Annotated in this window: 25 protein-coding genes; 1 reads left to right on the top strand and 24 read right to left on the bottom strand. The window is 48.2% G+C overall.

Annotated features, from left to right (window positions below):
- Nucleotides 1-12 precede the first annotated feature (12 nt).
- Entirely contained in the window at nt 13-768 is a 756-nt protein-coding gene (locus FHS17_RS19640) for a YetF domain-containing protein (protein WP_167280150.1), read from the bottom strand.
- A gap of 123 nt (nt 769-891) precedes the next feature.
- Nucleotides 892-2,211 carry an ArsB/NhaD family transporter gene (locus tag FHS17_RS19645; protein WP_208420476.1) on the bottom strand — a complete coding sequence of 440 codons (1,320 nt, stop codon included), beginning with the start codon at nt 2,209-2,211 and terminating at the stop codon, nt 892-894.
- 75 nt (nt 2,212-2,286) lie between these two features.
- On the opposite strand from FHS17_RS19645, the gene FHS17_RS19650 reads away from it, so the two are divergent.
- Nucleotides 2,287-2,679, top strand: a complete 393-nt coding sequence (locus FHS17_RS19650; RefSeq protein ID WP_167280151.1) for a TIGR04086 family membrane protein — start codon at nt 2,287-2,289, stop codon at nt 2,677-2,679.
- An 80-nt stretch (nt 2,680-2,759) separates the two neighbouring features.
- Here FHS17_RS19650 and yajC read toward each other — a convergent pair whose 3' ends face one another.
- From yajC to FHS17_RS19760, 22 genes are all read right to left on the bottom strand, one after another.
- Nucleotides 2,760-3,074 (bottom strand): preprotein translocase subunit YajC, encoded by a 315-nt coding sequence (gene yajC, locus FHS17_RS19655; RefSeq protein ID WP_167280152.1) that lies wholly within the window; start codon nt 3,072-3,074, stop codon nt 2,760-2,762.
- Nucleotides 3,075-3,105: 31 nt separating this feature from the next.
- The gene (tgt, locus tag FHS17_RS19660) at nt 3,106-4,242 is read right to left on the bottom strand and encodes a tRNA guanosine(34) transglycosylase Tgt (protein WP_167280153.1); all 1,137 of its coding nucleotides are present in this window, start codon (nt 4,240-4,242) and stop codon (nt 3,106-3,108) included.
- A gap of 49 nt (nt 4,243-4,291) precedes the next feature.
- Nucleotides 4,292-5,338: a tRNA preQ1(34) S-adenosylmethionine ribosyltransferase-isomerase QueA gene (queA, locus tag FHS17_RS19665; RefSeq protein ID WP_167280154.1), complete on the bottom strand. Its 1,047-nt coding sequence runs from the start codon at nt 5,336-5,338 to the stop codon at nt 4,292-4,294.
- An 8-nt stretch (nt 5,339-5,346) separates the two neighbouring features.
- Nucleotides 5,347-7,446, bottom strand: coding sequence for a SpoIID/LytB domain-containing protein (locus tag FHS17_RS19670; RefSeq protein ID WP_167280155.1), 2,100 nt, complete (start codon nt 7,444-7,446; stop codon nt 5,347-5,349).
- On the bottom strand, nt 7,443-7,886 hold the full coding sequence (locus FHS17_RS19675; RefSeq protein WP_167280156.1) for a thiol-disulfide oxidoreductase DCC family protein: 444 nt from the start codon (nt 7,884-7,886) through the stop codon (nt 7,443-7,445). The genes FHS17_RS19670 and FHS17_RS19675 overlap by 4 nt, the downstream gene beginning before the upstream one ends.
- Nucleotides 7,887-7,891: 5 nt before the next feature.
- Nucleotides 7,892-8,893 carry a Holliday junction branch migration DNA helicase RuvB gene (gene ruvB / locus FHS17_RS19680; protein WP_167280157.1) on the bottom strand — a complete coding sequence of 334 codons (1,002 nt, stop codon included), beginning with the start codon at nt 8,891-8,893 and terminating at the stop codon, nt 7,892-7,894.
- Nucleotides 8,894-8,913: 20 nt separating this feature from the next.
- Nucleotides 8,914-9,552 (bottom strand): Holliday junction branch migration protein RuvA, encoded by a 639-nt coding sequence (ruvA, locus tag FHS17_RS19685; RefSeq protein WP_167280158.1) that lies wholly within the window; start codon nt 9,550-9,552, stop codon nt 8,914-8,916.
- The gene (gene ruvC / locus FHS17_RS19690; protein ID WP_167280159.1) at nt 9,549-10,049 is read right to left on the bottom strand and encodes a crossover junction endodeoxyribonuclease RuvC; all 501 of its coding nucleotides are present in this window, start codon (nt 10,047-10,049) and stop codon (nt 9,549-9,551) included. The genes ruvA and ruvC overlap by 4 nt, the downstream gene beginning before the upstream one ends.
- Before the next feature lie 159 nt (nt 10,050-10,208).
- Nucleotides 10,209-10,802, bottom strand: coding sequence for a BofC C-terminal domain-containing protein (locus FHS17_RS19695; protein WP_167280160.1), 594 nt, complete (start codon nt 10,800-10,802; stop codon nt 10,209-10,211).
- 198 nt (nt 10,803-11,000) lie between these two features.
- Entirely contained in the window at nt 11,001-13,400 is a 2,400-nt protein-coding gene (locus tag FHS17_RS19700) for a LysM peptidoglycan-binding domain-containing protein (protein ID WP_167280161.1), read from the bottom strand.
- Nucleotides 13,401-13,564: 164 nt separating this feature from the next.
- Nucleotides 13,565-14,437 carry a prephenate dehydratase gene (gene pheA / locus FHS17_RS19705; protein ID WP_167280162.1) on the bottom strand — a complete coding sequence of 291 codons (873 nt, stop codon included), beginning with the start codon at nt 14,435-14,437 and terminating at the stop codon, nt 13,565-13,567.
- Nucleotides 14,434-15,408 (bottom strand): homoserine kinase, encoded by a 975-nt coding sequence (thrB, locus tag FHS17_RS19710; protein ID WP_167280163.1) that lies wholly within the window; start codon nt 15,406-15,408, stop codon nt 14,434-14,436. Before thrB ends, pheA begins: the two co-directional genes overlap by 4 nt.
- A gap of 52 nt (nt 15,409-15,460) precedes the next feature.
- Complete coding sequence (locus FHS17_RS19715) at nt 15,461-16,747, bottom strand: homoserine dehydrogenase (protein WP_167280164.1); 1,287 nt, start codon at nt 16,745-16,747, stop codon at nt 15,461-15,463.
- 18 nt (nt 16,748-16,765) lie between these two features.
- Entirely contained in the window at nt 16,766-17,203 is a 438-nt protein-coding gene (locus tag FHS17_RS19720; protein ID WP_167280165.1) for an ACT domain-containing protein, read from the bottom strand.
- 144 nt (nt 17,204-17,347) lie between these two features.
- A complete protein-coding gene (gene obgE / locus FHS17_RS19725; RefSeq protein WP_167280166.1) occupies nt 17,348-18,670 on the bottom strand; it encodes a GTPase ObgE in 1,323 nt (440 codons plus the stop codon).
- Between the two features lie 13 nt (nt 18,671-18,683).
- Nucleotides 18,684-19,421: a Spo0B domain-containing protein gene (locus tag FHS17_RS19730; protein WP_167280167.1), complete on the bottom strand. Its 738-nt coding sequence runs from the start codon at nt 19,419-19,421 to the stop codon at nt 18,684-18,686.
- Nucleotides 19,422-19,546: 125 nt separating this feature from the next.
- On the bottom strand, nt 19,547-19,858 hold the full coding sequence (gene rpmA, locus FHS17_RS19735; RefSeq protein WP_167280168.1) for a 50S ribosomal protein L27: 312 nt from the start codon (nt 19,856-19,858) through the stop codon (nt 19,547-19,549).
- Nucleotides 19,859-19,875: 17 nt separating this feature from the next.
- The gene (locus FHS17_RS19740) at nt 19,876-20,211 is read right to left on the bottom strand and encodes a ribosomal-processing cysteine protease Prp (protein ID WP_167280169.1); all 336 of its coding nucleotides are present in this window, start codon (nt 20,209-20,211) and stop codon (nt 19,876-19,878) included.
- A gap of 12 nt (nt 20,212-20,223) precedes the next feature.
- Nucleotides 20,224-20,535 (bottom strand): 50S ribosomal protein L21, encoded by a 312-nt coding sequence (rplU, locus tag FHS17_RS19745; protein ID WP_167280170.1) that lies wholly within the window; start codon nt 20,533-20,535, stop codon nt 20,224-20,226.
- A 166-nt stretch (nt 20,536-20,701) separates the two neighbouring features.
- Entirely contained in the window at nt 20,702-21,952 is a 1,251-nt protein-coding gene (locus tag FHS17_RS19750) for an Rne/Rng family ribonuclease (RefSeq protein WP_243865457.1), read from the bottom strand.
- A gap of 92 nt (nt 21,953-22,044) precedes the next feature.
- The gene (locus FHS17_RS19755) at nt 22,045-22,926 is read right to left on the bottom strand and encodes a M50 family metallopeptidase (protein WP_167280171.1); all 882 of its coding nucleotides are present in this window, start codon (nt 22,924-22,926) and stop codon (nt 22,045-22,047) included.
- Entirely contained in the window at nt 22,919-23,875 is a 957-nt protein-coding gene (locus FHS17_RS19760) for a M23 family metallopeptidase (protein ID WP_167280172.1), read from the bottom strand. The genes FHS17_RS19755 and FHS17_RS19760 overlap by 8 nt, the downstream gene beginning before the upstream one ends.
- Nucleotides 23,876-24,132: the final 257 nt, after the last annotated feature.

A 24,132-nucleotide genomic window follows, 5' to 3' on the forward strand; every position in this document is an offset into this window, starting at 1 on the left:
GTTAGTGTCCAGTTAGTAGCGCGGCTTTTTGTCGGAATCAACAAACAACTTACCTTTATGGTCAATGGTGCAAAGGAACACCTCTTTGAAATCATGTACGCCTTGCTCCTGCAATACATTTTTCAGCCAGAATCTTGTTTTATCAAGCTTCGTCAGGTTCTCATCTTGTACTTTGCCATCCATAATAAGTGGAATTGGAAGCATCTCAAACCGGAAGCGTGCCGGCGGTGATTGTTCGGGAGGTTTCACCTTCTCATCGTTAGACCCATTAGTGAAGCCAGTCTGCCTCACATCCCCATCCTCCCCGCGCTCTCCCATTCCTTCTTTTGGTACAACAGATAATTTCCCTGTAGTCTCCAAAATCGCGAATTCTACATCAGCTACCGTTTGGACTTTGTTCTCCCTCAGCTGCAGAAGCAGGTCATCCAGGTTATAGCGCTGCTTGCGCATTACATCACGGTTAAGCTTGCCTTTCGCAATAATAACACTTGGTTTGCCGTCGAACAGTAATCGCAGTTTGCGATTCTTTAATGCAATAAACGCGATTCCAACCTGGATTAGCAATAGCACAATCATCGGCAGCACGCCTTCCCACATCGATCGATCAACATCTTCAATGACAATTACCGCAATCTCTGCAATCATAACCGAGATAACAAGATCAAAGACAGATAACTTGCCAATTTCCCTTTTCCCCATAAAACGCATGATCAGAAACACGACGAAGTAAATTAATACGGTTCGGAGCAGCATGCTCCCGTATTCCATCCTAACCGCCTCCTCGCTGTTGTGATGATTGGTCATGCCTGCCTGAACAGCCCGTACAGCTATTCTGACCGTTGACCTGACACATCATGCGATGGGAGAAGTAACGAATTATGGGTTAGGAGCCTATGGTAACACAATAAAATAAATGTATATCGTTGAAATGACCAATGCGATTAACGTTAATGGCGCTCCAACCTTCAGATATTCCATATAGCTGAACCCTTTGCCTTCACGCATGGCAAGTCCAGCTACCACGACATTCGCAGAAGCTCCAATAAGTGTGCCGTTACCACCAAGGCAAGCACCAAGTGAAAGTGACCACCATAACGGATTAAGGTCATCTGGATTTGTTATATTCATCTGAACACCAACGTCTTGAATTAGCGGAATCATCGTAGCTACAAACGGAATATTATCAATGGTTGCTGATGCAATGCCGGATACCCACAAAATAAGCATTGAAGTCTTGGTCATATCACCGGATGTCAGCTGCAGCGTTACGTTCGCAAGGTCTGAAATAATATTAGTCTCAATCAGTCCACCAACAAGCATAAATAACCCAATGAAGAAGAAGATGGTTTCCCACTCCACCAAATCAAATACTGCCTCTGCATCCTCCCGTTTCACTCCAATCAGCATAAGGAGTGTAGCCCCGCCTAGTGCAATTGCTGCTGCTTCTACATCGATAACAGAGTGCAGAATAAAGCCAAGTATCGTTAAGAGCAGAACCGATAATGATTTGATCATCAGCTTCTTATCTTTAATGTTATCTTCTGCCTTCAGCTCCATCAGTTCCCGCTTAGATTCCTCAGTAACAATCAGCTTCTTGCGGTAAAACCAGACAAGCAGCGCAATCGTAACAATAAGAATAACGATGATAACCGGAGCGAGATTTAGGAGAAAATCATTAAACGTCAAATTCTCGTTAGCCGAGCCGATCATGATATTAGGCGGATCACCAATTAATGTCGCTGTCCCCCCGATATTACAAGCCAAAATCTCAGCAAAGAGGAAAGGAATTGGCGTTATCTTCAAAATTCGAGTGATCGAAAATGTAATCGGAACAATTAGAAGTACAGTGGTAACATTATCAAGGAAAGCCGATCCAACACCCGTAAGTACGGATAAAATAATAAAAATTCGGATCGGATCGCCTTTAGCCAATTGAGCAGCTTTAATTGCTGCATATTGAAATACTCCGGTTTTATTCGTAATACCAACCAGAATCATCATTCCAATTAATAAGAAAATGGTTTCCCATTCAATATGCTCTGCAAAAGCAAGCTTCATATCCAGTACACCGAGTATAATCATCACGACAGCACCAAATAAAGCAATTACCGTGCGATTAATCTTTTCCGTGATAATAATGGCATATGTGATTAAAAAAATAACTACCGCTGCAACCACTTGCCAGGATGCAGGATGATAGATGTGATCCAAATGAACAACTCCTTGGTCTATTCCGCCCTGCTTGACCATAAGGTGTACTAATAGTCTTGTACAAGGGGGGATAAGATGAATTCGGTTAAACAAATCGTAAGGCCGCCTCGTATCGCTTCTCCGCTAATAGCAGGTGTTATATATTCGATCATTTGGCTGGCCTTAGGCGCGCTCCTCCTCTCATTACTACTGTATTTCAGTGGAATGAAGGAAAATAACCTGCCTCAATCTGCACTTGCCATACATGGCTTCTCCGCACTTGCAGGAGGATTTGTATCCGGCAAACGCTCCGGGATGAAAGGCTGGTATTATGGCGCTATGCTTGGTTTAATTTATGGGATTACGGTGCTGACCATCGGCTTTCTTGCCGCAAACAGCGGGCTTTCGCTCAGCAGTGCTCTCATGCTGCTTGCCGCCATGCTAGCTGGTGCTTTTGGCGGTATGGTAGGCGTCAACCTGAAGAAATAAACTTCTATGTAACTGCACATACTACATACAAGAAAAAAGAAGCTGACCTTAAAGAAGTCAGCTTCTTTCTATTTTTGCCATTATTCCGTAGGTGCAGGTGCGCTGTTCAGTACAGAACTGATTGCGCTGCGATCGAATGTCATCTTCGTCGTATCGTTTACACGAAGGACTACTGTGTCATCCGACAATTCAACGATTGTGCCTTGAAGACCGCCAATCGTTTGAATTTTATCGCCCTTCTTCAGTTGGCTAAGGAGCGAGTTGCGCTGCTTCGATTTCTTTTGTTGCGGACGAATAAGCAAGAAATAAAAGACCGCAAACATCAAAATGAAAGGCCAGATCATTTGAAAAATATTCGTGCTGCCTGCTTCACCAGCTGCTAATAATGTCGACATGGAAATTCCCCCCTTTCCCTAAAATCTAATCTTAAAAGCCCTTGTCATTATCAAACAGTCCATACTTGGTGAAAAAGTCGTCGCGGAAATCAAGAAGCCGGTCTTCCATAATTGCCTGACGTACATCACGCATGAGCTGTAATAGGAAATGTAGGTTGTGATAAGTCGTCAATCGGATGCCAAACGTTTCATCTGCTTTGAGCAAATGACGGATATAGGCACGCGAGTAGTTCTGGCAGGTATAGCAGGAGCATTCCGGATCAAGCGGACCAAAGTCTTCAGCGTACTTTGCATTACGCACGACAAGACGGCCTTGGCTTGTCATGGTTGTCCCGTTACGCGCGATACGAGTAGGCAATACGCAGTCGAACATATCCACTCCGCGAATAGACCCCTCAATCAGTGCGTCAGGGGAGCCTACGCCCATCAAATATCTAGGCTTGCCTGCCGGCAGTTCAGGAACCGTATAATCGAGCACATCATACATCAGATGCTTAGGCTCGCCTACACTTAATCCACCAATAGCATACCCCGGGAAATCCATGGAAGTCAAATCCTTCGCACTTTGAATACGTAGGTCTTTATGCATGCCGCCTTGAACAATGGCAAACAATCCTTGATCATGCGGACGGGCATGTGAATTCAGGCAACGCTCGGCCCAACGTGTTGTACGCTCAAGTGATTTTTTCACATAATCATACTCTGCCGGGTATGGCGGACATTCGTCAAATGCCATCATAATATCAGAACCAAGAGCATTCTGAATTTCCATCGCTTTCTCTGGTGAGAGGAACAGCTTGTCCCCATTGAGATGTGAACGGAATTGTACGCCTTCTTCGGTAATCTTCCGCATGTCGCTTAAGCTGAATACCTGGAAGCCGCCGCTGTCGGTCAGAATCGGGCGATCCCAGTTCATGAACTTATGAAGTCCTCCTGCGCGGCCAATAATATCATGACCTGGACGAAGGAACAAATGGTACGTGTTACTCAAAATAATATGAGCATCCATCGTCTTTAACTCTTCTGGGCTCATCGTCTTAACGGTAGCTTGTGTACCTACTGGCATAAACGCAGGCGTCTCGATAACACCATGCGGGGTGTGAACGCGTCCAAGACGTGCGCCAGACTGTTTGCACACCTTAATTAATTCATATTTTACTGCTGTCACTAGTCATTCTTCCTGTCTACATAGAATTATTGTACTTCTATTCTTGATGTTAATAGATAAACATAGCATCGCCAAAGCTAAAGAATCGGTATTCCTCACGGACGGCTTCAGCATAGGCTTTCATAATCGCATCCCGACCAGCCAACGCACTTACGAGCATAACAAGCGTCGACTTCGGCAAATGGAAGTTCGTCAGCAGCGCATCGACCAGCTTAAAGGTATAACCCGGGAAGATAAAAATATCCGTCCAGCCGCTGCACGCCTCAATAGGTCCGCCTTCGAATCTCCCTGCAACTGTCTCAAGTGTTCTCGAGGAGGTTGTCCCTACTGCTACTATACGTGCTCCAGACGATTTGGCTTCATTAATTATTTCGGCATTTTGTTCATCCAGCTCGTAATATTCTGAATGCATTTCATGCTCTTCTACTTTATCGACGGACATCGGCCGGAATGTACCTAGTCCAACGTGCAGCGTCACATAAGCGAGCTTAACGCCTTTGTCTACCAGCTGCTGCAGAAACTCCTTCGTAAAATGCAGCCCTGCTGTAGGTGCTGCAGCCGACCCTTCATGCTTCGCATAGACGGTCTGGTAACGTTCCCGCTCCTCCAGCCTCTCCTTAATATACGGAGGCAGGGGCATTTCACCCAAGCGATCCAAGAGCTCCTGGAAAATCCCCTCATACTGAAAACGGATCGTCCGTGAACCCATTTCGCCTTCATCCTCAACAACTGCCCGAAGCAGCGGTTCACCGCTGCCATTATCGCCAAACCACAGCTCAGCGCCAACCTTCATACGCTTGGCCGGTTTAGCAAGTGCTTCCCAGCGATCCCCTTCCAGCTGCTTGAGGAGCAGCAGCTCGATCTTGGCACCGGTATCCCGTTTCATACCTGTCAAACGCGCCGGAATGACACGAGTATTATTAAGGACAAGCACATCTCCTGCTTTCAAATATTCAGCAAGGTCGGTAAAAGAACGATGAGCAATCTCACCAGTTTGCTTATTCAGCGCGAGCAGCCTGGAAGCCGTACGTTCCGCAAGTGGTGTCTGAGCGATCAGATGCTCTGGCAATTCGAAATCAAACAATTCTACATTCATTGAATCAATCATTCCTTAGCGATGGTTACATCTTTATAGTAGTATTGCAAGATATAAGAGTAGTCATACCCTTGCTGAGCAAGGCTAAGCGCTCCATATTGCGATAATCCAATTCCGTGGCCATTCCCCGATCCTACAAAACGATAAGAAGGATCTTTGGTCGTCGCCCGAATTTGGCTGTCGCCATTCATTACGATGAGGTTTCCATCAGCCTGCGAGACTTTGCCGCCTGCCTGGATCATATAGACCGGCTGTGAAGCAGTTGTCTTCGTTCGTGTGGAACCACCTGCACCAAGCATCGTTACCTTAGCCGTTTCGTCCACCTTAAACAACGTACTTGGCAGACCTCCAAGCGCAGAACGAAGCACATCTGGATATTTTACATTGTAAGGCTGTCCATTGACAAGCAATTGTGTAACACGACCGGATGGTCCTGTTGTACCAACCTGCAAGGATGTAATCGGACCTGTAACACTCGCCTGCTTGGTCATCGTAGCAAGGAGCTCCGAGGACGTAAACGGTCCCTTGACCCAAGACATGGCATTATTCTCGATTGCCTTGTCCAGCACAGCTACCACTGTTCCTTTATTTACTTGTCCGATCAGCGGGATGGTATCCTGTACGACCGGATTTTTCCTGACCTTCGAACCATCCGTGTTTACCGTCATCAGCTTCACACCTGCAGCATTGGTCTCACCAGAATCCGTTAGCAGGTCCTCGCGGATATATCCTGTCAGATTGTTAGGAAGAACAACGCGGTACCACGTGTAAAGCCCCTTTTCTGAAGATGTATCCGGGCTGGATACACTCTTCAGGTAAGCAACAGAATTGCCCCAAATTTCTGCAGCATCAGCAGATTTTCCGCCCGCATTCGATGAGAACAGTGCTTCAATTAATTTACCGTTATAAAGCACCACTTCACCCGCTGTCTCATCAACAGCTTGGATAGTGGAAGGCTTCTCTCTTACCGTTCCTTCATATTCCTGACTATACACACTATCTACAACATTAGCGATTTGGAAGCCAGCTCCTTGATAGAGCGCATATGTACGTGCGGCTACTGCCTGCGCCTTCAGTGCTTCAAGCGGCCAAGAAGCTACCATTTCCCCGCCAACAACCGAATACAAATATTGTTCAAACGGAAGCTCATTAATGACAGCCAGCTTGCCGTTGAATTCACTTACTTCAAATTGTCCGCGGTATGTACGATTAGAACGCTCTGTCAGCTTGATCGAGCTGTCTCCTGCAGGCATAATTCGAACTTTTGCATTATTGATTGGAAAAGCATACAGCTTCACCGGACTAGCGGCTTTGGCTGTTAAGGTATGGTCATTACGTTCGAGCAAATAAGCCGCATCATCCGCAGTCTTCAGACCGCTGCCTGCAGCGCCTGCTGCTGTTTTCACAACACTCAGCTCCGCTGAACTTGCCGCCGCACCTACGAATACGGAATAACGGGCATTGCTGCTAGCAGCCTTACGAACGGCCACATAAGTATCCACTCCTGCTGCGCTGAATGCTTCGGATGCCTGAACGGCTTCCGCCTCCGACGCGTAAGAAGTTGCACTTTCCAAGTGGAAAGGACCTTGAATAACTCCCTTTGCACTGCCTGTCAGGGTATTTAATGTGCTATCCGCATTCCATTTGGTCAAAGCAGCCGAAGCTTCTGATGCATTGCCATACGTTCCTTCAGCGACTTGATAGACCGTCTTGCCTTTCTTCTGCAGAGAAGTAATAAAGCCGCTGCCCGATGCTGCTTGGAGTCGTTTGTAGACCGCCAAAGCTGTATCGAAGCTTGCTGTCTCAATAACCCGGACCTTATAATCATCCTTCGCAACACGAGACTGTTCATTGGCCCCTGCTTTAATCCAAGGAACGATTCCCGTCGGGTCGCTCATTCCTATCGTTAATCCGTCAGCAGATGCAAAAGTAGCTGCTGGTGTATTTACTGTATATTTCCCCGGTAATTGCAGAAAGATGGCGACTCGTATCGAATCGAGCTGTGGAACTGCGCCAAGCGAAGGCTTGGCCCACCAAGTCGAAACAAATAACAAACCGGCGATCGTCAGAAGCGATAAGCGCTTGAACGACCATCGTTGAAACCTCATGAATGATTCCCCTTTCCCCTCTCATCTTGCGGCAGCTTGCAGCCATTAACAGAACAGCTTTGTTCCGTTTGTCCGAACCAGTCATATCTGCGTTTCGCAATATAGCGATAAAGAAAATCACCCAGCTTGCTCATGCCAGGCAGCCGATAAAGCGCTGCAAGCAGGCGAAAGCCGGCTATCGTACGCAGGATTCGGACTACACCATCCGCTCCGGCGTATAACCGGCCTTTTTCATCCGTAACATGCATCTTCTCATATAATTCTGTTTCCGCAGCCTGCTCGATCCCAGGAACAGCATTGCCAGCATTCCGGAGCGATTGAATCGGTACAAAGATCAATTCTGCATTCGAGCTAAGCTCCTTCAGCTTGGTAACTGTTCCAATACATAGATTGCAGGTTCCGTCATATACAACATACAGCTTCTCCCGCTCGCTCTTCATGCTTCTCACCTCTCTGGCACAGGCATTCCTAAATGCCGATAGGCCTGATCCGTTGCGATCCGGCCACGTGGTGTCCGCTGCAGGAAACCGATCTGCATCAAATATGGCTCATACACATCTTCAATGGTTTGGCTTTCTTCCCCTATAGAAGCTGCGATCGTATCAAGGCCAACAGGCCTTCCGGCAAATGTCGTCATCATCGTGAGCAGCATCTTATGGTCAATATTATCGAGTCCCATCGGATCGACCTGCTGCAACTCAAGTGCCTGCTGCGCAATCTCATACGTAATAATCCCGTCACCGCGCACCTGCGCATAATCACGCACCCGCTTCAGGAGGCGATTCGCAATACGAGGAGTCCCTCTTGAGCGCATCGCAATCTCCTGTGAAGCTTCTCCGATAATCGCAATATCGAAGATTTCTGCAGAACGGGAGACAATATAAGCAAGCTCATCAACTGTATAAAATTCCAAGCGGCTGATAACGCCAAACCGGTCACGCAAAGGCGCAGACAATAGACCGGCCCTCGTTGTAGCCCCAATAAGTGTAAATGGAGGCAGATCAAGACGCACGGAACGGGCACTTGGCCCTTTGCCGATCATAATATCAAGTGCGAAGTCTTCCATCGCAGGATACAGAACTTCCTCAACGGTTCGATGCAGGCGGTGGATCTCATCGATGAATAATACATCGCCTTCCTGCAGATTCGTAAGTAAAGCCGCCAAATCACCAGGACGCTCGATAGCAGGACCGGAAGTTGTACGCAGATTAACGCCAAGCTCGTTGGCGATAATGTTCGACAGTGTTGTTTTGCCAAGGCCAGGAGGCCCGTACAGCAGCACATGGTCAAGTGCTTCCTTCCGCATCTTGGCTGCATCAATATATATTTTTAAATTTTCCTTCGCTTTGGACTGCCCGATATATTCAGCCAAATAACGCGGGCGCAGGCTTAACTCTAAAGCCTGCTCATCCATCATCAGGTTAGCGGATATAATCCGATCTTCCACCCTTGCTCAGCTCCTTTATGTTAGCCTTTAAACAGCTGCTGCAAGGCACGTTTCATTAAGGAATCTACTGTTTCCTCAGCCGTTACCGAAGGTGCCAGCTCGCTCCATGCTTTATCCAGCTCGGCAGCGGTATAACCAAGTCCAGCAAGTGCCTCGCGAGCTTCTTCCCATGCTGTTCCGACACCTTGCTGTGCACTATTGGTTGATACAGGCTGATGAGGCGCCAGCCCAGCCGCAGCCAACAAGCCAGCATCCGTTGCAAAGCCTGCCAGCTTATCCTTCAGATCAAGAATCATACGTTGAGCTGTCTTCTTGCCAATGCCGGGAAGTCTCGTCAGAAAGGCGATATTCTCCTGCTGAATGGCACCAATCACTGCATCCGGGCGCCCTCCTGCCAAGATGCCAAGTGCCACTCTTGGACCAATGCCCGATACTTCAAGAAGCTTGCGGAACAAGGTCTGTTCCTCCCGTGATTCAAATCCATACAGTAAGATCGCATCTTCACGTACATGATGGTGAATATAAATGGTCACGGTATCCTCTTTACCCGCAAATGAATAAGGATTAGGAGTAAACACACGATAGCCGATATCTCTAACATCTAATACGACATATTCCGATTCCACATGAGCAATAAGTCCGCGTAAAAAATCAATCATCGAAGCACCTCGTTAATTTTTTGCGACAAGCCCGAAGAATGGGCATGACAGATCGCTACAGCAAGCGCATCGGCCACGTCATCCGGCTTCGGAATAGCCGATAATTTCAGAAACATCTTGACCATTTCCTGCACTTGGCGCTTCTCTGCTTTGCCGTAGCCAACAACAGCCTGCTTCACCTGCAGCGGAGTGTACTCTGCCACTGGCAGCCCACGCTGGGCCGCTGCCAAGATAATAACTCCTCTTGCCTGCCCTACGGCAAATGCCGTTGTCACGTTGCGATTGAAGAACAGCTTCTCTACCGCAACCGTATCCGGTTTATACTTATCAATCAGCGCTACAGCCGAATCATAAATTTGCACAAGCCGCTCTTCCGCAGGGGTATGTGCAGCTGTCTGAATACAGCCATATTGAACCGGCTTCAGCTTATGTCCATCTTTGTCAATGAATCCAAAACCCGCGATCGCAATGCCGGGGTCTATACCAAGAACGCGCAATCCGCCAACTCCTTTGCGGCAGTCTTTACCGCTTCTTATCCGTCCATTATAGCAAAAGTTGGTCCGAATGAGAACACGCGTTTGAGATTGCCGCGCCGACAAAACTTCCCCAGTCTATAAAAAAGCCTTCCGCGGTAAAGGCGGAAGGCTGGCATCGCATCAATAAGTCGGCTTCATCACTTTTTGGTTAGCTGGCATAGCGAAATCACTGTAAGTCGACAGAACACTATTGTATTCATCCATATCTGAGATTTTGATTCCTCTCGTCAAGCTATCAACCTTGTCCTGTGGAAGGCTGCTCTCCATATATCTGACATCAAGCTGGAAGAAAGTTTTGACGACCTTCTCCTTCTTAGGCGCACCTTCAAAAAGGGACAAATAGCCAAGCTTGTCTAATCCGATATACACATTGCCTCTGCAGGATTGAGAGAAATCTTCAATCGACTGCTCCAGCACCACTGTTTGACCATCCTGTGACAGCATCGCTGTCCATTCCGGATGGGACATTAGAATCCGAATAACTTCAGCTGACGTCATTTGACCAAAAGGCTGCGTTTCTTCCCCGCAAATGTATTGACGGTGCAGCCTAACTGCAAGCGGCTCTTCATGCTCCTGCAAAATCCGGATCAAACCAGGGTTCCCTTCACCTGGCTCTATCTTACCTGCAGCATTCGCCGCTGCTGTCCCTGGCAGACCATATACAGCTTGAATTGCCGCCGCCATTCCGAGTAAGAACGAACCTAGCGTCCACATTGGACGCCGACTCCTTCGCAGCCGTTTTTTTATTTGCTTCCATAAACTGAACTTCATCATAATAAAGGCCCCTTGTATTCATGTTTGACCTAGTTTAACTCTAAACTTCCATTAATATGTATGGATAGGAAAAATGAAACAGCAAAACGCCTCCTGCCTTTGGGGGAAGGCAAGAGGCATTAGCATGAAGAACTCTAATTAACGGTTAATCCAAGGTTTGCTGTTTCGTTTTGTTTTGGTCGTTTTTGCAGGGACACTACGAATTTTGGCCGTTTTGCGCTGTTTTGTTTTTTTGCTTACAATCGCAGCAGCCTCAGGCTCTTCCTCTACGCGCTTGCCATTACAGCCGCAAGGATCATCCTGTGCACCAGCTGTTTGACCTGGCCAGTAAGAATAAGGAGAGAAGCCTTGTGCACCAGCTACCGGATGTCCATAGCCGTAGCCATAACCTCCAGGAGCAAAGCTTGCCGGGGAGACGTTCGGGCCAAGAGCCATCGGTGATACGTTGGAACCAAGCGCTGTTGGCGCCATGTTCGAGCCAAGTGCCATTGGAGATACATTAGAGCCAAGTTCTGTTGGCGCCATGTTCGAGCCAAGGGCCATCGGTGATACATTTGAGCCAAGTGCTGTTGGCGACATGTTGGAACCAAGCGCCATCGGTGATACGTTTGAACCAAGAGCGGTTGGTGCTGTGTTAGAACCAAGTGCCATCGGTGATACGTTCGAACCTAAGGCTGCAGGGGATACGTTTGGCCCCATCATCTCTGGAGATACCATTCCCGGATGACCATAGCCATATCCATACTCTGGGCCTACATTTGCTGGCGATACGTGTCCGCCATATCCATAGCCATATCCAAAGTCAGGACCTGCTTCTGCCGGAGATGCCCAGCCTGGGCTATAACCATAACCTCCGCCAGGACCCATCATCTCTGGACTAACATTTGTTGGAGCGGAATTTTCCCCTAGTGCAGCTGGAGAAACATTGTCTGGGCCAAAGCTCGCAGGGGATACAGCTCCTGGACCCCATCCATAACCAGGACCCATTTCAGCAGGAGATACGGCAGATGGACCATAGCCGTAACCAGGACCCATTTCAGCAGGGGATACGGCTCCTGGACCCCATCCATAGCCATGGCCCATTTCAGCAGGGGATACGGCAGATGGACCATAGCCGTAACCATAGTCTGGACCTACATTAGCTGGCGATACGGCAGATGGACCATAGCCATAACCATAGTCTGGACCCACGTTAGCTGGCGATACAGCTGATGGGCCATATCCATAGCCGTAGTCTGGGCCAACGTTAGCTGGCGATACAGCTGATGGGCCATAGCCATAACCATAGTCTGGGCCAACGTTAGCTGGCGATACAGCTGATGGGCCATATCCATAGCCGTAGTCTGGGCCTACATTAGCCGGAGATACAGCAGACGGACCGTAACCATAACCATGCTCTGGACCAACATTAGCTGGCGATACAAAGCCATAGCCGCCACCTGGGCCTACTGCAGCCGGACTTACATTAGTTGGTGCTGCATTCTCGCCACCTAATGCGGTTGGGCCAACATTTTCAGCTCCAAGTACTGGTGATGCATTTTCCGAACCAAATACGGCTGGAGAGACTGCGCCATAGCCGTAACCTGGTCCCTCCGCGATTGGCATTGTACCAGGCGGGCACCAAGGACCTTCGTTTGCCGGGCTTACATTTGAGCCAGGCCAGCCGCCATAACCATAACCTGGGCCGACTTGCATCGGAGATACCATTGGCTGATTATTGCCATATCCGCCATGATGATGCTGGGAAGCTGCTTCAACCGCAGGTACGCCAAATTGCTTGAATAAATCAACACTAGGCTGCAGGTTTGGCTGTGCATTCGATTGTGTAATTGGTGCTACGTTTGGTTTCATTTTTGGTGCTACATTTGCTTCCATTGCAGGCTTCATATTTGGCTTCACATTCGCATCTTCTGCCTTCGCTTTTTTGTCCGGCGATTTTTGAATCGGCAAAGCTTTCTTCGCAGGTTCTTTCTCAGCAGGAGCAACCGGTGTTACGATTGGTGCTGTAGGTGTTTTCCCTGCTGGAGCCACCGGTGCGATAGGAGCTGTAGGTGTTTTACCTGCTGGTGCTTGCGCAGCTGGCATTTGGCCAGTTGGCTTTTTGCCTACCCAGTTTTGTACACCGTGCATAAGCGACATCGGATGAAGAGGATGAGCACTGCCAGTTCCTTGTGCTGCTGGACCCTCGGATGTAGGTGTCGCTGTTTTAGGAATGTTGACAATTTCGCCGGTCAAAAGCACATTCGGATTTTTAAGCTGCGGATTCGCTTTAATCATGTCCGCGAGCGGTACGCCCCAAGCCTTCGACAGCTTCCAAAGCGTATCCCCTTGTTTTACCACATGCTGATGCATAATCTCCATCCCTCCTGTCCCGCCGCCAACCTCATTAGCCGATGGGACCTTCAGCTTCATTCCGACATCCAACAGATCCGGGTTCGTAATGGAAGGGTTCAGCTTTAAGATGTCTTCGATCGACACATTATGTTTCTGTGCAATGAAATACAATGTATCGCCTTTCTTTACAACATGAATTTTCACTAGCAAAAAACCTCCTGTCACGGACTTTGTATAACGGCACGGCGAATGCCTGCTATCAATCATTACATCCTATGCAGAACGTAGGCAGGTGTCTCCATTTTCAAGCAAAAAAAATAGCAGCACCCGTTATGGGCACCGCTAATCTCATTTATTCCTATATTTTCTTACAGTAGCTGTTCATAAGTAAAGCTTGGATAACTCCCCAGGATACGAACCTGGCAGCCAAGCGCCTCAATCTCTTCAAGCGCCGAAGGCAGGAGTACTGTGTCCAGCGCCATTTCGATATCGATATAAAAATAATAATTGCCCAGCTTTTTCTTCGTCGGGCGTGATTCAATCTTCGACAAGTTAATCTTCCGCCATGCGAAAGCGGCGAGTACTTGATGAAGAGCACCAGGATAATCTTCAGGCAGCGTAATCAAAATACTTGTTTTCTGCTTGTCCGATTTGCGCACCGTGAATGGCTCGCTGCCTACCAGCAGAAACCGGGTGTAATTGTTATCGTGGTCTGTAATACCCTGACTCAATACATCCAAGCCGTTATTGCTCGCAGCTGTCATCGTACCGATAGCCGCCCAGCCTGCATCCGGATTGTCCTTGACGATCTTGACACCCTCAGAGGTGCTTCCTACAGTTTCAATCTCTGCATGCGGCAGCCTACTACGAAGGAATTGCAAGCATTGTGCGATAGCTACGGGATGACTCATCACTTTCTTGATCTTGCTGAAATCAATTCCGCCCTCTTCACTAGCTGCTTCCGAACGGCGACCGATCAAATTTTGAATCGAAGGATAGACCCATTCCGCCTGAATTGGCAGATCTACTTCATGAACCAGCCAATCCACATGCAGATTGACGGAGCCTTCAATTGTATTCTCAATAGGTACAACGCTATAATCGCTGACACTGTTTACCGTCGACATAAATACATCGGCGATTAAGCGGTGGTGTTCCCACTTCATTTCTTCTCCGGCAAACAGCCGCTTGACTGCTTCATCCGACACGGATCCGGCAGGCAGTACTGCAATTGTCTTCATCGTACAACTTCTCCTTTTATCCGCTCCATGAGATCAGGAGCAGAGCTTGCCGAGTCTTCCACAATGATGACCGGACCCTCCGAGCTTGGCTTCAGCCACATTGTATCTGCTACGATGCCTTCCTGCTTCAATGTTCCAAGCAGGAATTGCTCCAGCTCCGATTTGCTCTTGCTGGTCTCATCTACGAATGCGATCAGCGTAGGACCCGCTCCACTGAGAGCCGCCCCAAGCGCACCATAATCTGCCGCGCTCTCCAATATAGCTGTCATACCCGGAATCAGTGCTGCCCGGTAAGGCTGGTGCAGCCGGTCACGCATCGCATGACGGATAAGACCCAGCTCGCCGCTAGCTAATGCCGCTACGAGCAGTGAACTCCGGCCCACATTAAAGACCGCGTCGGCCATACTGATCTGCGTTGGCAAACAATGGCGCGCCTTTTCTGTCGACAGCTGGAAAGCTGGTATCGCGACCAAAGTCTCGAGCTTCACATGTGGTTCAAGTCTAACATAATCAGCACGTTCGCCGTCCCATGCCGAGACGACAATTCCGCCGAATAAGGAAGCACCAACATTGTCAGGATGCCCTTCTAATTTGGTAGCGAGCTGGAACAGCTTATCATCCGTAAGCGGATTGCCAATCAGTGCATTCGCTGCTACTAGAGCACCAATAATGGCAGATGCGCTGCTGCCCAAGCCTCTTGTTAATGGAATATCACTGTACATAGCAACATCCAGCTCTGGAACAACAACTCCCGCTTCTTCGAAGACGAGTTGAGCTACTTTATAGATCAAATTCGATTTATCTGTTGGAATGCCTTGCATCTGGTCGCCGTACAGACGAAATGTTGTTTTCTCTGCGGCAGACATTTCAATCCAGGAATACAACGAAAGCGCCATGCCCAGCGTATCAAAGCCAGGTCCTAAGTTAGCCGTGCTGGCCGGCACTTTCACAATTACTCGACGATTATTCATGACGGATAAAGCTCCTTTATTCGCTTTTGCAATCAATCAAATTGAAGTAGGATTAGCCTTCTACGCGATAAACACTCTTCACCTTGCGAATAACGTCCAGCGACTCAAATTTCTGCAGCACTTTATTGATTGCAGCTTTATTCGCATCATGTGTAATCACGATAATTTCTGCTTCTGGGTTGGAGGCGTTAGGCTGCTGCAGCACTGACTCCAGGCTTACTTCAAACTCCGCGAATACTTGCGTAATTTGAGCCAGTACGCCTGCACGGTCATCTACATGAAGCAGCAGGAAATATTTCGAAGAAATCTGCTCATCGGTTTTGAGCTTTTTCTCTTTGTATGTCAGTAATCCTTGCTTGCCGTTTACACCCAGCTTCAGGTTCTTCACGACAGCTACAAGGTCAGATACGATCGACGTAGCCGTTGGCAGTTCTCCTGCGCCCGGACCGTAGAACATTGTCTCACCAACAGCTTCGCCATATACATAAACTGCATTGTAAACACCATTCACGGACGCAATTGGATGTGAGTTTTTCACCATTGTTGGTTGAACACTGATGCTGAATTGATCATCTTGACGTTCTGCGATGCCAAGCAGTTTCACTGTGTAGCCGAGACGCTTCGCGTAAAGGATATCTTCGCGTGTAACATTGGACATCCCTTGAACGGAGACATCTTCAAGAGCTACTTTCGCACGGAAACCAAGCGTTGATAGAATAGTCATTTTGCGTGCAGCATCAAGACCCTCTACGTCAGAAGTTGGATCTGCTTCTGCATATCCAAGATCCTGTGCTTCCTTCAGCACATCGCCATAAGACGCGCCTTCCATACTCATCTTGGACAAGATGTAATTTGTCGTACCATTCACGATACCCATGATCTTCGTAATTCGGTCGGAAGAGAAGCCCTCCACCAGTGTACGGATAATAGGGATGCCGCCTGCAACGCTTGCTTCATAATACACATCACAGCCATGCTCCTGCGCTTTAGCCAGAATCTCCGGGCCATGCAGAGCCATCAAATCCTTATTCGCTGTAACGACATGCTTGCCACGGGAGAGTGCTTCCATAATATATTCCTTCGTCGATCCGATTCCGCCCATTACCTCAACGATCACATCGATGTCAGGATTGCTGATGATTTCCCATGGATCTTCCGTCAGCTTGGACGAGTCGATCGAAATACTGCGGGATTTCGCTTTGTTTTGAACAAGAATTTTCTCAATAACAATCGGAGAGCCCACCTGGCTTTGCAAATCTTCCTGATGACCTTCTACGATGCGCACTACACCAGTCCCGACAGTACCGAGACCAAGCAAACCTACCTTCACTGGCTTCATACAATTCCCTCCATCTAATCAACCTTGTCCGATAACGGCAGCTTTACGCACGCCTTCCTGGCTGCGTATCACTTCAATAAGTGTTGTAAGTTCTTCATTAAGCTTTGAAATATCAACGGATATAACCACATTAGCGAAGCCTTGCAGCGGAATACTCTGATTCATCGTCAGGACATTCCCTTCCAGACCAGCCACGAGGCTCAATACCTTCGATAATACACCGGATCGATGCTCCAAATCCATCGAGATGGTCACAATCCGTTCGCGTTCCAGTTCATGCAGCCCGTAAACGCCATCTTTATACTTATAAAAAGCGCTGCGACTAAGCCCAACCTTCTCAACCGCTTCGTGCACCGTGGACGCTTCGCCTCGACCAAGCATTTCTTTCACTTGAATCGTCTTCAAGATCGCCTCAGGGAGCATATCCTCACGAACGACATAATAACGTTGCGTCACTATTTCGTCCTCCCTACAAAGACAATTGTTCTTCTATAATGGACATTATAGCGGAATATGGCGAAAGCGGCAATAGGTAAGTGCGATGCTTTCTATGAAAAAAGACGACCAGCGGCCGTCTTTTGTGTTTCATTTGATATTGTTCTATTTTCCGGTATAATCGGTGCCTTCGAAGAACTCGAATGTAAAGTCGGCGATTTGAACTGTATCTCCATCTCTTGCGCCTTCACGACGAAGAGCGGCATCAACGCCCCACTTCCGCATGAGTTGTGCGAACCGCATAATCGCGTCATACGAGTTCATATTCATACGCTTCAAGTAGTTCTCAATGCTTGCGCCTTGCACGACAAAGATCTCATCTTCCTTATGAATCGTGAAGTTGTTATCTTCGCGTTTCTCGAACGTAAATACTTTACGCTCCGCAACATCCTTCACTTCTTCAATCGTCAGCTCATCAGGAACAGCGTCAAGTGTATCAGCTGCTTTGTACAGCAGCTCTTGAATTCCCTGCTTAGTCAGCGACGAGATCGGAAGGATCAGATATTCACGATCACCGCGAACCGCATCAAGCTGCTCTTTGAACAGCTCCAAGTTATCATCAGCACCAGGCATATCCATTTTGTTCGCCGCAATAATTTGCGGACGATCAGCAAGCTTCTCGTTATATTTCACTAGTTCATCATTAATCTTGACCCAATCCTCGAAAGGATCGCGCTCTTCCGTACCCGCCATATCAATGACATGTACGATAACTCTTGTCCGCTCGACATGACGAAGGAATTCATGGCCAAGACCAACGCCTTCATGAGCTCCTTCGATCAATCCCGGAAGATCGGCCATCACGAAGCTGCGGCCGTCACCTACATCAACAACACCAAGGTTTGGTGTAATCGTTGTAAAGTGGTATGCACCAATCTTCGGCTTCGCGCCGGATACAACCGACAGAAGTGTGGACTTGCCTACGCTTGGGAATCCAACGAGGCCAACGTCAGCCATAACCTTGAGCTCAAGTGTTACCCAGCGCTCTTGGCCTTCTTCCCCATTCTCACAAATGTCAGGAGCTGGATTATTAATTGTTGCAAATCGAGTGTTACCACGTCCACCGCGTCCGCCGCGTGCAACAACAACTTCCTGTCCATGACGAGTCATATCGGCAATGATCTGTTCCGTATCATCATCCACAATAACTGTACCTGGCGGAATACGGACAATCATATCGTCTGCACTTGCACCATGCATGGATTTGACTTTGCCGCGTTCGCCGGCTGGACCTTTAAAGTGCTTCTGATAACGGAAATCCATCAGTGTACGCAAACCTTCGTCTACACGGAAAATGACGTCGCCGCCATTACCACCGTCTCCGCCTGCTGGTCCGCCTTCCGGCACGTATTTCTCACGACGGTAGGAAACGATACCGTTACCTCCATTACCGCCTTTTACAAATATCTTCGCTTTATCGACAAACATGTTTTGCCTCCGTTTAAGCGCGCCGCTCCGCTTTTAAAACCATATTCCTTTGCGGGTTATCAAACTTGACCGCATGCAGAGACGCGCCTTCCAACTGCTGTTTTATTTTATCCGTGAGCTGTTGCTCACTGGTTAATTCGCCCTCATACTGAAAAGTTACCACCAGCGTCCCCTCTTCTTTGGAGAGCTTTAGGGTAAGTGTTGCAGGATCACCATATCCTGTCTTCACCTGGAATCGATAAGCATTGATTAAACTAATCAGTGTCTCAGCGAAGTCCCGGCCTTCGTTTGGCAGTTCATTCAGATGAATATCCTCATCCATCTTCACCTGAAGCTGCATGGCATTCGTAAGTGTACGGAAAGATTGTATATAGCTGATCAGCGAAGGAACACCCAGCTTTGCAATCTGGCTCTCCTCCGTCATTCTAACCCTTATTTTCTCCACGTATTCCACGGTTTTATCCAGCTTATTCATTCGTATGTAACCGAACAAAACCTGGAGATCGTTCATCCAATCATGCCGATGATGATTCAGCGTCTTAATACTTGCCGTTTGCAGCATATGCACAGTACGTGCCAACCGCTTTTCCTGCTCATTGCGCTCTGTCTTAATCCAGAACCCAGCAGCTGCTATTGTCCATAAAAGAAAAAGTACAACCAGCCATACCGAAGAAGGCCAAATGAGCACAGCCGCACAAGGCAGCACAACGGAAGCCGCTGCCGACTGTCTCGCCATTCTAATGCGATCCATCGTAATCGATCCCACTTTCTGCTTGTTTGCTAGCTAAATCAGTATAGCATGCGAATGAAGCGCCCGAAAGGTCTAAAACAAACAAAAACCCCGGCCTGTTCATGAGGCCGGGGCACTTGTTGCTATTAAGCTTCTACTGCTGCAGCTACCGGAGCCAGATCAACTGGGTATACGCTAACTTTCTTACGATCGCGTCCCCAACGTTCAAACTTAACGACGCCTTCTACCAAAGCGAAGAGCGTGTCGTCTTTACCGATGCCCACGTTATTACCTGGGTGAATCTTAGTGCCGCGTTGGCGGAACAAGATGCTACCAGCGGATACGACTTGACCGTCAGCGCGTTTAGCGCCAAGACGTTTCGAATGACTGTCGCGACCGTTCTTTGTAGAACCTACGCCTTTTTTCGATGCGAAAAGCTGAAGATCTAATTTCAACATGGTGATTTCCTCCTTCTCTAAAGAAGTTGTTCGTGCATTATGACATATTTGTCGTATGATTGTGCGATATTGCCGAGCATAACGACCATCGATTCGAGCAACAGCTGTACTTTGTCGTCTGTTTCCTTATCCGACTGCTCCGGAACGTCTGACGATAGCCAGCCATTCTTCATCGAAGCCGGAAGCTCCACTTTCGCCAAAGCCTCGATAGCATTGACAGTACCGACCGATACGGCCGACACTCCGGCGCAGATAATATCCTTGCCGCGGTTTGCATATTTAGCGTGTCCTGAGATCGCAAATGATACAATCCGTCTGTCAGCGGCTCTCCGTACGAATGTAACAGATATCATAAGAAAGTCCTCTTACGCTTGGATTTTCTCGATTGTTACTTTCGTGAACGGTTGACGATGACCTTGCTTGCGGCGGTAGTTCTTTTTGGCTTTGTATTTGTAAACGATGATCTTTTGGCCTTTACCTTGTTTCTCGATTTTGCCAGAAACAGTAGCACCGGAAAGAACTGGAGTACCAGTTACCAGACCTTCGCTGTTAGATACTGCCAAGACACGATCAAACGTTACGCTTTCGCCTTCGTTTGCGTTCAGTTTTTCGATGTAGATTACATCGCCCTCTTGAACTTTGTATTGCTTGCCGCCAGTTTCGATAATTGCGAACATGTGTTGCACCTCCTTATTGTCGAAGACTCGCCTAATCCAGGTGGCAAGAGCAAAATGCATCCCACGCTTAAACCCAATTGGAGCGGTATCTGCATGTCCAAATATGAATATAAATGAGACATACCAGAACATTCTATCACAGATTACTTAATCGATCAACTATTGCCTATGAATTAACAGTAGTCTTTTTGCCGGTGCCGCCGCATGCCGGGCAGCGCTCGTTTAGCTGCCTTGCAGCATTGTCCCGCGCCTTCCGTCTGGTCAGTTCCAGCAGACCAAGCCTTGTCCAGCCAAACACGGTGCATTTGGTCCGGTCCCTCTTCGCCCAATCCGACAGTCTTGCCATGACTTTCTCCCGATTGGATTCATTCTCCATATCAATAAAATCAATAACAATAATACCGCCAACATCACGTATTCGAAGCAGTCTGGCAATCTCGTCAGCCGCTTCCATGTTCGTCTTGAACACAGTGTCTTCCAGATCAGTTGCACCTGTATACTTAGCTGTATTGACATCAATAACCGTCAGTGCTTCCGTCTCATCCCATACGAGAGAGCCGCCGCACTCCAATCGAATTCGGTTTTGGAAGGCTGCCTCAAGCTGCTCTGTCACTCTAAACCGATCAAATAACGAAGACTTTTCTTTTCGTGCATCAAATACCTTTAACCGGTCTGAAAGATGCGGTGTCATTTCCTGAATCAACGCTGCTGCCTCACTGTAACGGGAAGCATCATCAAGCCATACCTCGTCCATATCATCAGTTAGTGTATCTCTCACCGCACGCCTAAGCAGACCCGCTTCACGATGCAGTTCGGCCGGAGCTTTCGCAGCTGCCGCTCGCTGCTCTACGCTTTTCCATAACTGTCGAAGCTGCTCCACATCAGCACCCAGCGATTCTTCACATTCGCCTTCGGCTGCTGTACGCATGATGATGCCTTCTTCTTCCAGTCGAAGCCGTTCGCCAATCATCCGGATTCGCGAGCGTTCGCTTTCCGTCAGTATTTTTTTCGAAACACCGACATAACCGGCTATCGGCATATAGACCAGCCAACGGCCCGGCAAAGTAAAGTGCGTCGTCACACGCGCTCCCTTACTCCCCATCGGTTCTTTCATTACTTGTACAACTAGCTCTTGCCCCGATTTGACAAGCTCCGTAATGGAAGGCTTTTGCTCCGGTTGTTTCTCCAAATGGGGATGCAGCAGATCATCTATGTATAGAAATGCATTTTTCCCAAGACCAATATCAACAAAAGCGGCCTGCATGCCTGGCAGCACATTGACTACTCGTCCCTTATATACATTGCCGACCAATCCGCTGCTCTCCGACTGTTCCATATAAAAATCAATAAGCCGCCCGTTCAACAGCACGGCAGTCTGCAGCAGTTCTCTGTGTCCGTGCATCAACATCCGCTTCATTCCCGAACATCAACCGCCTTACGTTTTGTTTCTCGTCATCTACTCTATTCTACCACCAAGTTACCTTAACGAAAAAGTGGTCTATTTTACCTCTATCGAAAAAGTTCGATAACAGCACGATTGGGATCGCGTTCAATCAAGAAACGGTCCACTACCTCTTTCTCAGGAACAACCTTGACGATACGGCCTTCCAGCTCCATCAAATAAATAAGATGGTACTGTTCACGCCATAATAGACGCACGACACCAATAATTGGTTGCTTAATATTTACAATTATTGGTCGAGCCAAAGAGCCGCGGGCGATCGTCCTGACGGCAACTCGGTCGCGATGCATAAGAAATCGAACGAAGAGGTAAGGAATATTGCGGTAATAGGTCCAATTCGTCAGCCATAAGAACAAACCTACAACAAGCAGATTAAGTTGGATCCCGTTACTCGGCCAAAAAGCGGTTGAGATTGCAAATCCAATCATCAGCGTGCTAAGGACAATACTGATGCGGGAAGTCCATTTCATCATGGAATAATAATTAAAACCATAGCTGAAAGCAGCCTGCAGCAGCTTGCCGCCGTCAAGCGGATAGATGGGGAGAAGGTTAAATAAGCCGATCATTAGATTAGCCTTCCATACATATGCCGCCCATTCCGGGTCCCACCAGCCAAGCTGGCCGCATCCCCATGCAGCTAGTCCCATCCAGACGTTCTGAAGGGGTCCAGCTATGGCGATCAGGGCATCCTGCTTAGCGGGAATACTACCGGCATCCTCGATTTCCGCAACCCCGCCAAAGGGCAGGAGCTTCACTTCCCTGACACGGATGTCGAAGCTCCTTGCCACAACAACATGTCCAATCTCATGCACAAGAACGATTAGAAATAACGTGAAGAGCTCGGCGAAATAGCCCGTCATAACAGATCCAATCATGACGAGTACGAACAACGGATGAACGGACCAGCGAATGCCCTTCCATTTAATCAATCGGAATCACGCCCACGGGATCGACGTATTGGTCATTTTGCCTCACTGCAAAATAAAGCATGCTCGGCTCCTCGAGTGCAGACTCATGAAGGGTGCCTATTGTATCACCTGCCTCTACCCAGTCATTTGGCTTAACCGTGGCAGCGCCAAGTTTGCCATAGACCGAGGAGCGGTCATTAGCATGTTCAATGAGAACGGTAAAACCTGTTCCATTCTCTGCTTCCGATACAACCAATACCCTTCCCGTTTCGATCGCGGATACTTCTTCTTTCGAGTTACCCGCAAGCTCGATCCCGTTAAGCATCTCCGCAAAAGTACGTACGATCGCGCCATCTGGCAGTGGAGAGACAATAGGCAGTTCAACCGCACCATTCGCCGATTCTGCCTCCTTCTGCTTCTGGTTAAAAATCGGTATAAAAGATGGAGCACCAGCGAACGTTTCCTTGTACCAGGTTGCGACTGCAGTAAAATCCATCTCATCCGTCAACGCATTTTTTACAATGGTTTGTCCCTTCTGTGCGTACGGTGAGTCATTATGAAATACACCCCATATTGCCGCGAAAAGAACAACAGCAATAATGGCTTTCCATTTCAGTTCATTACGCAAAATTGGCCTGCGGTCATTGCCGTCATCATCCGAATCGTATGCTGGATATTCTGGTACAAAACGTCCGTTCTTGCCATCGCCAGACTCCCAGCCAAGCCAAGGATTCGGATTGGTCTTCCACAGCTTCTCCGGATCCAGCTCATCTCCGCCTGCTTCCATATGGTAAGGTGCAGGAAAGAGCTCCTCCTCATACCGGCGGTTTGGTTTGTCCTTTATAGGGCGGGCTTTCCCCTGAAGCTTATTCTCCTGCTGCTGCCATATCTTAGCCTGTTTCTCCTGCAACTCCAGCAGCTGTTTAATTTTCTCCTGCCGCCGCTCTCGAACACTATCTTTTTTACTCATCGATTAGCCTCCTCTCACGCAAGGCAAGCCGGACGCCCTAACGCTGACCAAGCTCCTTTCTACATAAGTATGTGTACAGGCTGACAAGTATGCGGGGGACGGCATAATACAAACTGTCACAAGCTATGTCATTCCACATTCGAATGTTCTTCCGATCGCTGTTGTCCTCGAATTTCTTCATTCCAATCCGCTTTAGCGGATGAAATTCGGAGGACAAATGCGAACGTAAGCTTATGCTTTCGAAGTAGCTTTCTTTC

The organism is Paenibacillus lupini (genome assembly GCF_011761355.1).
GTDB lineage: Bacteria > Bacillota > Bacilli > Paenibacillales > Paenibacillaceae > Pristimantibacillus > Pristimantibacillus lupini.